10 protein-coding genes are annotated in these 12,302 nt (G+C 41.6%); 5 read left to right on the forward strand and 5 right to left on the reverse strand.

Annotation, left to right across the window (positions count from 1 at the left end; translation table 11 throughout):
• The first annotated feature begins 289 nt into the window (after window positions 1–289).
• Both OIZ54_RS19630 and OIZ54_RS19635 read left to right on the forward strand, forming a co-directional pair.
• Complete coding sequence (locus tag OIZ54_RS19630) at window positions 290–589, forward strand: helix-turn-helix domain-containing protein (protein WP_004589614.1); 300 nt, start codon at window positions 290–292, stop codon at window positions 587–589.
• Window positions 579–1,784 carry a type II toxin-antitoxin system HipA family toxin gene (locus OIZ54_RS19635; RefSeq protein ID WP_264391105.1) on the forward strand — a complete coding sequence of 402 codons (1,206 nt, stop codon included), beginning with the start codon at window positions 579–581 and terminating at the stop codon, window positions 1,782–1,784. Before OIZ54_RS19630 ends, OIZ54_RS19635 begins: the two co-directional genes overlap by 11 nt.
• A 143-nt stretch (window positions 1,785–1,927) precedes the next feature.
• Here the strand turns inward: OIZ54_RS19635 and OIZ54_RS19640 are convergent, their stop codons facing one another.
• Window positions 1,928–2,209: a hypothetical protein gene (locus OIZ54_RS19640; protein ID WP_264391106.1), complete on the reverse strand. Its 282-nt coding sequence runs from the start codon at window positions 2,207–2,209 to the stop codon at window positions 1,928–1,930.
• An 877-nt stretch (window positions 2,210–3,086) separates the two neighbouring features.
• Between OIZ54_RS19640 and OIZ54_RS19645 the strand changes: the two genes are divergently transcribed.
• On the forward strand, window positions 3,087–3,650 hold the full coding sequence (locus OIZ54_RS19645; protein WP_264391107.1) for a hypothetical protein: 564 nt from the start codon (window positions 3,087–3,089) through the stop codon (window positions 3,648–3,650).
• A gap of 349 nt (window positions 3,651–3,999) precedes the next feature.
• Here OIZ54_RS19645 and OIZ54_RS19650 read toward each other — a convergent pair whose 3' ends face one another.
• Both OIZ54_RS19650 and dgt read right to left on the reverse strand, forming a co-directional pair.
• Entirely contained in the window at window positions 4,000–5,679 is a 1,680-nt protein-coding gene (locus tag OIZ54_RS19650) for a cell surface protein (RefSeq protein ID WP_264391108.1), read from the reverse strand.
• Between the two features lie 181 nt (window positions 5,680–5,860).
• Window positions 5,861–7,327 (reverse strand): dGTPase, encoded by a 1,467-nt coding sequence (gene dgt / locus OIZ54_RS19655; RefSeq protein WP_264391109.1) that lies wholly within the window; start codon window positions 7,325–7,327, stop codon window positions 5,861–5,863.
• A 191-nt stretch (window positions 7,328–7,518) separates the two neighbouring features.
• On the opposite strand from dgt, the gene OIZ54_RS19660 reads away from it, so the two are divergent.
• Window positions 7,519–8,742 carry an alkaline phosphatase family protein gene (locus OIZ54_RS19660; protein WP_264391110.1) on the forward strand — a complete coding sequence of 408 codons (1,224 nt, stop codon included), beginning with the start codon at window positions 7,519–7,521 and terminating at the stop codon, window positions 8,740–8,742.
• Window positions 8,743–8,878: 136 nt separating this feature from the next.
• Here the strand turns inward: OIZ54_RS19660 and OIZ54_RS19665 are convergent, their stop codons facing one another.
• Together OIZ54_RS19665 and OIZ54_RS19670 are read right to left on the reverse strand one after the other, a co-directional pair.
• On the reverse strand, window positions 8,879–9,622 hold the full coding sequence (locus tag OIZ54_RS19665) for a zinc-dependent metalloprotease family protein (RefSeq protein WP_004589607.1): 744 nt from the start codon (window positions 9,620–9,622) through the stop codon (window positions 8,879–8,881).
• A gap of 60 nt (window positions 9,623–9,682) precedes the next feature.
• Complete coding sequence (locus OIZ54_RS19670; protein ID WP_054982083.1) at window positions 9,683–10,399, reverse strand: hypothetical protein; 717 nt, start codon at window positions 10,397–10,399, stop codon at window positions 9,683–9,685.
• Between the two features lie 377 nt (window positions 10,400–10,776).
• Between OIZ54_RS19670 and OIZ54_RS19675 the strand changes: the two genes are divergently transcribed.
• Window positions 10,777–11,934 (forward strand): benzoate/H(+) symporter BenE family transporter, encoded by a 1,158-nt coding sequence (locus OIZ54_RS19675; RefSeq protein ID WP_264391111.1) that lies wholly within the window; start codon window positions 10,777–10,779, stop codon window positions 11,932–11,934.
• Window positions 11,935–12,302: the final 368 nt, after the last annotated feature.

Genomic DNA, 12,302 nt, shown 5'->3' on the forward strand with positions numbered 1-12,302 from the left:
GCGCTAGGGGTTAGTCTGAATTTATAGCCCGTTGCTCGCGGCTCGTTACCCATAGTTTACTGTCTTCTCATTTACCCTCATTCACTTCTCTTTGTGCATATATGGTTTTAAGTGATTTATTCACAAAGAGGTTATGAAGCGCTGCGCTGAAGAGGGAACGCAAAAGGGACTAGGCGCTTTAAGTTCGCTCCTCGAAGCTCATTACGTCTCTATTTAAATAATATTGCAATCATATTAAATACCGCTAAACTAATCATTAGTTTATTAATGACCGATTAGGTAGTCATTTATGAGATCTGAACAAGCATTAAAGTTGGCGCGTCGCTTGGGTGATTTAATTCGTCAGCATCGAACTTTACTTTATACCCAGAGCACGTTCGCTAAGATGATTGGTGTATCTCGCTCCACGGTACAAAAGCTTGAACAAGGAGAGGTAGTAAAAAGCGATATATTGTTTGAAGCCCTTGTTGTTCTTCAATTGCAAGGCTCATTGCTGGATGAAATTAACGAGCTAGCCGCAGATGTGGGCGGTTATAATGCAAGACAGCGTAAAAGCAATAAAACTCAGGTGATTAACGATGACTTCTGAAGCTTATGTATTTATTGACGGTTTAGAAGACAGCCCCATAATTTGTGGTTTTTTTAAGTTAAATACACAAACTGGCCGAGGTGAGTTTAATTATGGTAAAAGTTACCTTGCGCGCTCTGATGCGTTTGCGCTCGATCCGCTGCATTTACCATTACAGCCTGGCATAGTTAGTTATTCTGCCAATAAAGGTGTGTTTGGGGTGTTAAGTGATGCGGGAGCTGATTCGTGGGGGCGTAAGCTTATACTGTCGTTACATAATACCAAGCCAAAGAATGAGCTAGAATTTTTACTCGCAGGGTCTGGGTATGGTGTTGGCGCCTTGGTATTTAGTTTGTCGCGCAGCGCATCAAAACATAAAGCGAATAAAAATACATTAGCCGATTTAGCCTTGTTAGATCAAGCAAAGGACGATTTGCTCGCCAATAAAGCGATTTCACAGGAAGCAAAAAAAGCCTTTGAATTTGGCCAAAGCATGGGGGGAGCAAGACCTAAAACCTCTGTAAAAATTGATGAAAAGCTTTATTTAGCAAAGTTTAATCGTCAAGACGATTTGTTTAATTTAGCTAGGGCTGAGCATGGTGCTATGTGTATGGCTAATGAATTGGGGATTCGCACTGCAAATACCCGTATTCATGAAACAGAAAATGGCGATGTTCTGTTAGTTGAACGTTTTGATGTAAGCGATGACTTACCAACTCATCACTTTTTAAGCGCCAATAGCTTATTACAAAAACCAAAAGTCGCGATAAGCGACTTAGCAACATACTATAGCTACGGTGAACTGGCAGAATTTATTCGCCACCACACAGGTGAGTTCGCTGCTGATGCTACAGAGCTCTACAAGCGAATGGTATTTAACGTGTTTATTGGTAATACCGATGATCACAGCCGAAATCATGCATTTTTGTATCACTTTGCTGGGCAAACGTGGCGTATGAGCCCCGCTTATGATATCACCCCTATTAATAACTCAAAGCAGCATGGCATAGGGCTTGGTGATGATGGCCGATATGCTAGTATCGATAATTTATTGTCACAAGCCAAACGCTTTGGCCTCAACAAGGCTCAAGCAACAAAAATAATTGCAGAGGTTGAAAGCTATACTCGCCAGTGGCCAACGCACTTTAAACGTTTTGCTAATATCAGTGATATTGACATAAAGCGCTTAGAAAGCGTGATCCCTCACATAAGTTAAAGATTATTAAAACAGTCATTAGCTATTTAATGACTGATTAAATGGTCATTTATTGGTTGGCGCTTTTATGAACCATAAAGAAGAAATGAGAAGGCAGCGGGCTTTTGCTAAAACCTAGCTCGTAGCTCTAAACCAGCGCCAGATTAGTCGGCCTGGGCTTTATTTGTGGGCTGATAAACGCCATTATCTAACGCATAAAAGTAAGCTTGATAGCGGCCGGTTTGCTTAAACTTAAGTAATTGCTGATTAAAAATTTCAAGCCGCTGTTTACTGTGTTCGTTATTTTGGGGAGTATCATAAAGCTTTGAGATGCTGGTTAATCGAGCTAGATAAGTTAGGTAACTTACTGGCCAAGGTAAAAAGTAAAAGTTAACTTTAATATACATAACGGTAATACCAACAACAAACTTAAAGGCTAATGCCAAGACAATTCCCCCGTCATTTTGCCCGAAAGGACTTAATTGATTGCATGGCGGAATTTTGTTCCCGAAAAATTTCAAGTACCTAAATCCCTTTAGGCAATGCAATTAAAGCTGTGGCCTCGCCATGGGCGGCGAATACACGGCGGCTACGTTCATATCTATTTCGGCTTTGAGGAAAACGCAAAATGCTCGGGGCACTTCAAGGGGCATACGGCGGTATTCGCCCCTTGGTTGCCATCGCCAACGCGAAATAAGGAACTAAAAATACAGAGCGCGAGCAAGCTTCGCGCCTACATCGAGTGCTAACGGCAAAGCTTGGTGTAACCTTGTAGACGAACATTGCTTTCGTTTAAAAGCAGGGCTTTTACGGTGTTAATTTTTTAAGTAATGAGAAGCTGCGTTTCTAACGTGAGCAAGCTCACGTCTACAAGCGCGATATAAAATCGCGCCTACATGTTAGTGCCTTTCTTTATGTAATCTTTGCATCTTTTAGCAAATTAAAACTGCTGTGTGTGGTTTTGATTATGCGGTTATTTACTTTGGGTAATTTTATTTAAGTTTTAGTAACAATAAACGCAAACTTATTGGTTGAGGTGTGGTCATAAAAAGAGTTGCTTTTTACAGTTTGTTACAAATAAATAACGTGCTGCTTGGTTGCAAAATGAGCGTGTAGCTATTGCCAGCATTATAATGTGGCGCGCTGAGCTTACCAGTGGTTCATTAAATATTAACATTGATAAAATTGTTCTTTTAATTTGCACTGCCTAGTATTAAAGATTGACAGTACACACCCAAACAAAACATAATATTAACATTGGCTACACTTAAAAAGCATTTCACTTAATTGTATTGCGTAAATTGGTTGAAGGAGGGAAGTATTATGAACAAATTACTCATTGCATGCGCTATCACTGCTGCAACTTTGTACGTGTTTAAAAACGATTTGACCGCCTTGGCTCAAAATAATCTACCCAACTCAATAACTAACACCACGGCTGTGCAGCCTGCTCAACCTCTGGTGGTAGATATACAAGCAATGCAAAGTAGCCACGATGTAACTAATAAAGAAGGTACTGCACTTACCGAGCAAATAGTGATTACTCCCCAAGAGGTGGGTGAATACTCTGAGCTAGAAAGCGCTGCTCAAATTCAAAGTACGCTTGAGTTAGCACAGTCAGAGCAAGTGTTTTTAGATAAAGTGCAAAGCAGCTTTGCTGAAAAGTCGCTATTTTTGTACAGCTTTGAGTGTAAGCAAAACGATTGTAATGCAGGCATTGTGGCAACAGACGGCCAACCTAAACACGAGGATATAGCCGGCGTGTTAGCGCATTTGTCGGCGTCTGAAGAGTTTGCTAATCACTCTGTGCAATTAGCGGGTGTAGCGGTTAATAACGATGGTATTTTACAATACGATTTAAATATTAAAAACATGCCCCCCGAATAATACTAAGCGTAATAATAGTTAATTACTTTAAGCCGCCAAACTTGGCGCTAGCTGTGTTACAAATACAAAGATGCTAAAAGTACAGCAATGTACAACTAGTTAGTTTTAACAACTAAACAGCGCATTTTTTGTAGCAATAAAACGTTTTCTCAGTCTTAAATCCATACTTAAAATAGCTCGCTTAAGTAAGCGCATTAATACAGCTCTATATTTTTAAACAACAAAGCGGCCTTGTGGCCGCTTTTTTGTGCTGGTAATTGAGTAATACCAATTTAATCTTTAAATAGCGCGTACTTGCTGCGTTAAAAATTATTTGTATAGAGCAATAATATCAAGCTTATTTGCTCGGCTATTCTTTTGTTTGCATGTTTTTAGCGCGCTCTTCTGCCTCTATTAAGGCTTGTGATTTAGGCGCTTTCTTTTTTTCCTCAATCACGGGCTTTTTATCTGAGTTTGGGTCCCAGCTTTCATCTAGCGAAAGGTTTGCAAATGGGTTGCTAGAATCACTTTGCTTGGGCGTACTATCGGCCTCTGGTTGCGCTGGTTTTTCTTGAGCTGGCTGTGGTTGGTGAGTTGTTGATATTGGCGCATCTAACGTGGGTTCGTTATTTGGTTTTGCTGAAACTGTAGCTTGTGCAGGCTCTTTACTTGGTTTTAAAGGCGCATCTGGATTGTAGGTACGAATTTCGGGCTCTTTAAAGTCGTGTTCGCTATTTAACGTGGTTTGATCAAGCTCGCTGTTTTTATCGGCTGTATGCAGATGCGCGCTGGTATTAGGCTCAGTGATAGGGTTACTAGGCGCAGCCGGTTCGTTTATAAGAGTAGACTCTTGTGGTTTTACTTCCTCAACGGGCTCTGCTTTTGGCTGTTCTACTGCGGCGGCTTTGTGCTTACGCGTGCGCTTAACCGAAGGAGCGTCTGGGTTAAACTCTCTTACCTCGGGCTCTGCAAAGCCTTTTGCATTTTGAATACGCGCTAATGTATTTTTTGCGGCAGCTTCAAACTCTGCGGTGTTTGGCTCTGGCGCTACTTTTTTAGGTTCAGGTGCTGGTGCATCTTGTTCTGGTTTAGCTTGTTCTGGCTCAGCCTCTGTGGCTTGCGTATTGGCAGGCAATGGCTCGTTAATTGTCTCGTTTATTGGTGCATTAGAGCTTGCATGTTCAGGCTCAGGCTCGCTCGGGACCGAAACCGTTGGCACAACTGGTTTTGAAAGCTCATCACTTGGGGCTGGAGCCGTTTTGGATGGTGCTGCTTGCTCTGCGCTTTTGTTGTTATTTTTTGGGGCTGTAGCCGTTGGAGCAACAGGCGGCTCGGGCTTATTTTGTTTAGCGCGGCGTAAACGTATAACCACCATGGCGCCAATTAATACCACAATAAGCAGTAGCAAACTTGGTAACAATAATGAACTTGGTGGCTCTGCAACTGGCGCAGGTATAAGTACAGGTGCGGGTTTGGGCGTTGTATTAACCGTTGGCTGCTCTTTTTTAGGCTCTATTTTAGGCGCTGCTTTTGGGGCGGTTTCAGTGGCCACCGGCTGCGCTTGGCTAGTTGTAGGTATTAACTCGCTGTTATTAGACTCAAGTTCACCCTTAGGTGTGCTTGGCGTATCCTTTACTGTATTAATTGGCGCAGTCTCTGGCTCGTTAGTTTCTGAGCTTTGCTGGCTTATTTGATTTGTAGGCTGAGTGCTTGTAGTTGCTTTGCTTGCGCTTTGTTTTATAGCTTTTTCGGCCGCAGTTATTTGCTCAAGCAGTTGTTGTTCTTGCTCGGGGGTAAGGGCAAGTGGTTGTGGCTCTTGTTCAACTACTGGCGGCTCTACAGGTTTTGGTTTTGTTTGTATTTGCTTAGGCTTGTTACAGTTATTTTTATAGTCACGCGCAGCCTTACGAAACTTTTGACTGGCTTTATTATTACTGTACTGCTGCATTTCTTGCTTAATTAAAATACACATGGCTTCGTTATAGGCAGCACTTTGGCTGCTGTAAAATAAAGCAAAGCAAAAAATAAGTTGAGAGAGTCTAATAATCATAAAACACGGCGCTTAAGTATCAATAGTTTGATTTTAAGCGCAAAATTAAAATATATCTAGGCACTAAGGGCGTGTTGACCTTTGTGGATTGAAAATTTGTTCAATCTAAGGGCGATTAAATCGCGGCGTGAGGTTTGTAACCTAGTGAAATAAGTAAAAACCACCCAACAGCACGCCCTCGTTAATCAATCACCATTAGGCTGCGGTACTCGTCGTAGGCAAATTGGTCGGTCATGCCACTTATGTAATCTTGAATTAGCCTACAGCGATAGTAAAACTCGTAAGCGGCAAAGTGATCGGGCTCTTCTTGCATGGCATCTATGGCGTGCTGATAACTATTTAAGTGCTTTTTAGAGAGCTTTTTAACCAAACGCGATTCGATTAATAATCGTGAGTCGCCATTTAATGCGCGTTTAAAATCGTCGCTGTTAAGTTGTAGCAGTGGTTTATAACAATCGAGCAGGCCGTTAATTATGCGATAGCCTTGTAGTTCGAGTTTTTCTACCTCTTTGTGAGAAAACACATGCTTAAGCGCCACCTGTTTAAGGGTTTTAGTAACGGCATGTAAGTGGCTGTTATCTTCTAATAATGCTTGGTTAAAGTCGCCGTGGTAAATAGGCGCAATGTGCTCTATAAAACGCTTAGCGGCGTGGTTTACAAGCGGGTGAAGTAAGGCCACGCGTAGGTAAATAAAAAATTCGCTATTAAAGTTGTAAGGCTGCGCGTTGGCGCGCTCTAGTGCGTAATCTACCGCTTTATCTACAAAATTTAGGTGTTCGGTGTCGTCAATGGTTAGGTTTATAAGGGCTTTTTTATATTCACTTTTTAGCTGCTGACAAAGTAGCTCGGTGGTGATTATATCTTTTTCTACGGCGTCTTCTATGTCGGCTAAGCAATACGAAATATCGTCGGCGGCTTCCATAATGTAACTTGCCGGATGGCGGCAGTATGGCTCTATAACCAGCTCGTTTTGCAGTGCCTCTACAAAGGTTTTTTCGCTGTAGTAGTAACCTACTTTTTTCATTAAGTAGTTTTTATTTTGTGGTATGTCTTTTGGGTTTAATCCCGCGGGGCGGGTGTACTTTAAAATGCCCGCGCTTTGGCAATAAGTTAAGTTTAACCCCAGTAGCGAATGAATTATGCGTATGCCTTGGGCGTTGCCTTCAAAATTACAAATATCGTGCGCTAAGTGCTTAAAAATAACCCCTATGCCGGTATTTTGCTCTTGGCAGCGCGCTGGTGTAACACTAGCTAAATTATTATTAAACCAGTGATTTATGGCAGCTTCGCCAAAATGTCCAAAGGGTGGGTTGCCTATATCGTGCATTAGGCAGGCCATTTCTACTAGGCTTTCGAGCGGGCGTTCTAGCCCTTTTAAGCCAAACTCGGTTTGTTGCTCAAAGCTTAAATTTGCAAAAATGCGCTGTACTATAAAACGGCCAACTTGCTGTACTTCTAGTGAGTGAGTTAAGCGCGAGCGCACCGCAGCGTTTCGCTCTAGCGGAAAAACCTGGGTTTTTTGCTGCAACCTACGAATAGCTGCACTGTTAATTATACGACCGCGATCGCTTTCCATCGCCATCTGTAAATTTGCAGTCGTGCGATACATGCGCGCTGGGGTTATTTTTTTACTAAAGTCGATAGTCATCGGAGTCCTTGCTTAGTAGTGACGACTGGCAAAGTAAATGCGCGTTGTCATTCGTTTTAAATACTTACTTGTTAATATATACATCTAGACGAGTTAGGTACAGGTGCTTGTATCATTTAAGGCCTGGCAATTGTATTATAAAGCTATATTTTTCAGTATTTAACGCATTTTAATGTAGGCGAGTATTTGTAATGAAGTATGTATTTTTAAAGGCCATGATGTTGGCTCTTTTAGTGTTAACCAGCCAAGCGACATATGCGGCAAAAGAGCAAACCATTGTACTTATATCAATAGATGGCATGCGTTGGGATTATATAGAAAAACACGGCGCGCCTAATTTAAAAGCAATGGCTGCTAAAGGTGTACGCGCGCAAAAGCTAATGCCTGTTTACCCAACAAAAACGTTTCCAAATCATATTTCTATTATTACAGGGTTGCTGCCGGTAAATCATGGCATTGTAGATAATAACTTTTGTGATAAAGCCCGTAAAAACGAGTGCTACAGCATGGGTAAAGGCATGCGCGATAGCACGTGGGTAAACGGCATTCCACTTTGGAATTTAGCAAAAATGCAGGGGCTAAAGTCGGCTACTTATTTTTGGCCAGAGTCGGATGCGCGCTTTAACGGTATGACGCCCGACTATTACTTTCATTATTCTAAATACAGTGAGTACCAAGGCCGTGTTGATCAAATAATACAGTGGCTAAGCTTACCTAAAGCGCAGCGCCCACGTTTTGTAGCAAGTTATTTTTCGCTTGTTGATAGCATGGGCCACGAGTTTGGCCCAGACGCACCGCAAACTCGCGATGCGGTAAAACAATTAGATGAACTAATGGGCCAATTACAAACCCGTTTAAGCAAGCTAGAGCAAGAGATCAACCTTGTTATTGTATCCGATCACGGTATGGCGCATGTAAACCCAGAGCAAAGTATTGATGTATCTACATTGCCTAAAAACGATAATTTTATAGTTAAAAACACCGGCCCGCGTTTACTTATTTATGCAAAGCCTGCTGTAACAAGCGAGCAAATTGCAACTTACAAACAACGTTTGCAACAAGCCGCAAACGGGCGTTATACGGTATTAAACGACGAGCAATTAGCAGCATATCACTACAATAAAGGCACTCGGGTGGGTGATATTGTTGTGCAAACTAATGCGCCAGCGGTATTTACTAACGAAGGCAAAGCAATGTACTTAGGTACTCATGGCTATGCCTATACCGATGATATGGCGGCTACATTAATTGCAGTAGGGCCTGCTTTTAAACAAGGGCTAAGCCTTGAAAAGGTAAATAATCTTGATATTTACCCGGTACTTGCCAAAGTAATGGGGCTTAAGCTTTTAAGTAAAGCAGATGGTAACGGTAAAACGTTAATGCCTGCTATAAAACAAAAAATAGTAGTGCATTAATTAGCTGCGCACTTTTAGGCTTTTAGTGACTTAACCTTGAAAGATCAACAAACCTTAAGCCAAATAAAAAAGAGCGCAAATGCGCTCTAAAGGGAAATAATTATAAGTGGGCTAAATACAGCCTGCTTTAAATCACTTACTTAAAGTTAGCAATGCTTGTTTTAGTGTCGGTAACCGTACGAATAGCATACGCTTGGTTAGTTACACCAAAGGCTAAGCCATTTACGCTCCAATTAGGGTTAGAGAAGTAATCGTACTGCGTTGCGCTACCGTAAACGTGCGGGTAAGCCATAATGCTGGCAAATTCGTTTTGTACGCCGTGGCCCATACCATCAACATACACACCGCCCGATGTATCGCCTTGTTTACGTGAGTGCGCTAGGCCTTGGTTATGACCAAGTTCGTGTACAAACGTAGTGGCGCCACAATCAATAGCTGTAATAGAGTACATACGGTCGCTCATTGAGCTGTATAAATTACCGTTAGTGCCTTGGCCAACCCAGGCTAAACCACACGAGATTAAACCATTACCCGCACTTTGGCCGGTACCAAGTACGGCAACCATGTCGGCTTTCCAGCTAGTGCGTAAACCATCTACGTAGCTGCTGTTAGTTACTGCATCTAACCAATCTTCAGACGGTGTAATTGCGTAATCGCCTAGGTTTTCTGTTCCCGCTAAACGCAGTGTAATGTCTACCCCATTTTGGCTATAAACCTGGTTACTAAAGGCGATCAGCTGGTTTATTTTAGTATTTATGTTACTCGTAGCTGCGGCCGATTGGTCGGTATATAAAATACCAATATCAATCGTTACTGCCTGTGCTGCACTGGTTGCAAATAGCGCGCTGGCAATGGCTGCCGTAGTGATTAGTTTTTTCATTTTTATATTTCCTTACTTATGTAGTGGTTGGAAGTTTTACTGCTGATTGATTTAGTTGGGTTACTGCGTGTTGGGTTGTTCAGTTTTTTTTGGGGCAAACATATCTATGGTTTTATCTGTTTTTGGTGTGGGCGCATCTACGTGATGCTCTATGTGGTTTTGGTATAAGTCGCGTTTTGCTGCAATCCAGCCATATTTACCTTTACTTTCAAAAACGTAATTGCCGCTAGGTGCGGTAAATTGCCCATAAATTGCATCGTTTCCTACGGTCATAACCGTGGTGTGTAGTTGCCCGTTGGCACCAATAACTTGGCCAAATATGCTTTTATCGCCATTACTCGCCTCCGATAACGAGGTGATTTCGGCGCTGTAGGTTTCAACGGTTTGCGGGATTGAAATATCAAACGAGTCGCCAGTTTCAAGGGTTTGTAACGTATTTAGGTCGAACTCTATGTAGGCTTCGTTGTTTAAATCGCTTGGTAGTACGTTGGCGTTGGTAAGTACCTCTTTAGCTTTTTCAGATACCTTGTTTATAGCCTCAAACTGGTTGCTTTTCGCTGGTGCCTCAATGGTTTTAGGTTTTACGTTAACGGGATCTTTACTCATATCAATGGGCTGTGGTGCTTTTTTATTTGCTGCAAATTGAGAGTCAACGGGCACTATATCCACTGCAACAGGCGCCGTTACCTGCTGAGGTTTTTCGGTATTAAATAGCAGCTGATAAATAGCAAATGCAGATAGACCAAGGGCAACAATTATTAAAATAGCGCGTTTCATTTGTTTCTCTTACGGGGTTTTTGGTTAACTAATTGTTACGTTTTATATCATATAGATAATTAGATCAAGTTAGTGGTGGTAGTATAAAAGTGCTAATTATTTATATTGTAAATGATTGTAAATAAACAATTTACCCATAATGGGTTTGATTTATTGAGCTAAAAAGGATGGGTTTTTATAGGATTTTAGCGGGGTGCAAGCGTAAGCGAATAATTGTTTTTGTTTTTAATTTGGCAATGAAGGCTGTGATCTTTATAGGTAAAAAAAATTTTAAAATAATGAATATTTTTCACGCTTAATAGCGTAAACGCTAATTGCAAAGCGTAAATAGGCAACGTATGTTGTGGGCTTAAAAATCTAAAATTAAGAGGGATTTTATGACGTTTTCCGATCAGCTGCTTAATCGAGCAACCGCAGGGTTGGTGGCTGTTATTATTGGTTTTTCGAGTTCTATTGCGCTTATTTATCAAGTTGTTATAACCCTTGGCGGCACGCCCGATTTAGTCGCAAGCTGGCTTTTAATGCTAGGGCTGGTAATGGGTATAACCACTATTGGGTTGTCGTATTATTATAAAGTGCCCGTTTTAATTGCATGGTCTACCACTGGGGCGGCTTTACTTATTTCCAGCGCGCAGGGCTACCATTTAGGCGAAGCCATTGGTGCATTTATGTTTGCCGCTACATTGGTTTTTGTGTCTGGGGTTACCGGTTGGTTTGAAAAAATAATGAACCGTATACCGAGCGAACTTGCCTGTGCCATGCTGGCAGGCGTATTGGTCACCTTTGGTATAGATGTATTTAATTTTATGAATGAGCTACCACTGGTTATAGGCCTAATGGTGCTTATGTATTTTTTAGGAAAACGATTTTTTGCACGTTTTGCCATGCTTAGCGTTTTAGTTGCAGGCGTGCTACTGGCGTGGCAAATGGGGCATATTGATACTGGCGCTATTCATTGGAAAATAAGTGAGTTTGCATACATAGCACCGGTGTTTAACTTGCAAGCGTGTATAAGTATTGGCTTACCACTTTATATAGTAACCATGACCTCACAAAACTTACCGGGTATTGCTGTACTAAAGGCTCATAATTATAAAGCGCCTATCTCGGCTACGCTTAATGTAACTGGTTTTATTAATATTTTAACAGCCCCGTTTGGTACGTACTCTATTAATTTAGCCGCTATTACCGCTGCTATTTGTATGAGTGATGAGGCCGATAAAAGCCCCGATAAACGCTATTGGGCAAGTATTGCCGCAGGCGTATTTTATATTGTTATGGCACTTTGCGCGGCAACGCTTGTTGGTTTAGTGGCAAGTTTACCGCAGGCATTAATTTTAGCCTTAGCGGGTATTGCGTTATTTGGCACCATTGCTAATAGCTTGCAGCAAGCTTTAAGCTCAGCCCAATACACAGAGGCTGCAATAGTTACGTTTTTGGTAACCGCATCTAATTTAACCATGCTTTCGGTGGGCTCTGCGTTTTGGGGAATAATTGCCGGCGTTTGTACGTTGATGATTACCCGTAAAAGTTAAGGAAAAGCGTTAACGAATAGGTTAAAACAGGTAAAAGCGTTGCTTTTAAAACGCCAGCAAGCTGCGCGTCCACAAGGTAATTTACCTCGGTGTTAATTTTGTCAGTATGCGAGAAGCTTGCTCGCGCAAGATGCAAGTTACTTCTCTAAAAGAGAAGCGTCTCTAAACCTCTTTGTGGTTTATTGATCTTTAATACAAAAATGCACAAAGAGAAGGGAATGAGGAGTAAATGAGAAGTGAAGTTTGTAGATACCATCTCTCATTTTAAGCTTCAAGGTCGTACTTAACTTTCTTGGAGCTTAAACGCTTCTTGGTTTTTTATTACACCAAAACATATATGAATGAGCTTTCTCATATTCGCACATACA

Origin of the sequence: Pseudoalteromonas sp. A3 (genome assembly GCF_025942345.1) — a bacterium.
In the GTDB taxonomy this organism is placed as follows: Bacteria; Pseudomonadota; Gammaproteobacteria; order Enterobacterales; family Alteromonadaceae; genus Pseudoalteromonas; species Pseudoalteromonas atlantica.

Coding starts and splice junctions, on each gene's coding strand:
- OIZ54_RS19630 (WP_004589614.1), top strand. CDS start 290: ATGAGATCTGAACAAGCATTAAAGTTGGCGCGTCGCTTGGGTGATTTA.
- OIZ54_RS19635 (WP_264391105.1), top strand. CDS start 579: ATGACTTCTGAAGCTTATGTATTTATTGACGGTTTAGAAGACAGCCCC.
- OIZ54_RS19645 (WP_264391107.1), top strand. CDS start 3,087: ATGAACAAATTACTCATTGCATGCGCTATCACTGCTGCAACTTTGTAC.
- OIZ54_RS19650 (WP_264391108.1), bottom strand. CDS start 5,679: ATGATTATTAGACTCTCTCAACTTATTTTTTGCTTTGCTTTATTTTAC.
- dgt (WP_264391109.1), bottom strand. CDS start 7,327: ATGACTATCGACTTTAGTAAAAAAATAACCCCAGCGCGCATGTATCGC.
- OIZ54_RS19660 (WP_264391110.1), top strand. CDS start 7,519: ATGAAGTATGTATTTTTAAAGGCCATGATGTTGGCTCTTTTAGTGTTA.
- OIZ54_RS19665 (WP_004589607.1), bottom strand. CDS start 9,622: ATGAAAAAACTAATCACTACGGCAGCCATTGCCAGCGCGCTATTTGCA.
- OIZ54_RS19670 (WP_054982083.1), bottom strand. CDS start 10,399: ATGAAACGCGCTATTTTAATAATTGTTGCCCTTGGTCTATCTGCATTT.
- OIZ54_RS19675 (WP_264391111.1), top strand. CDS start 10,777: ATGACGTTTTCCGATCAGCTGCTTAATCGAGCAACCGCAGGGTTGGTG.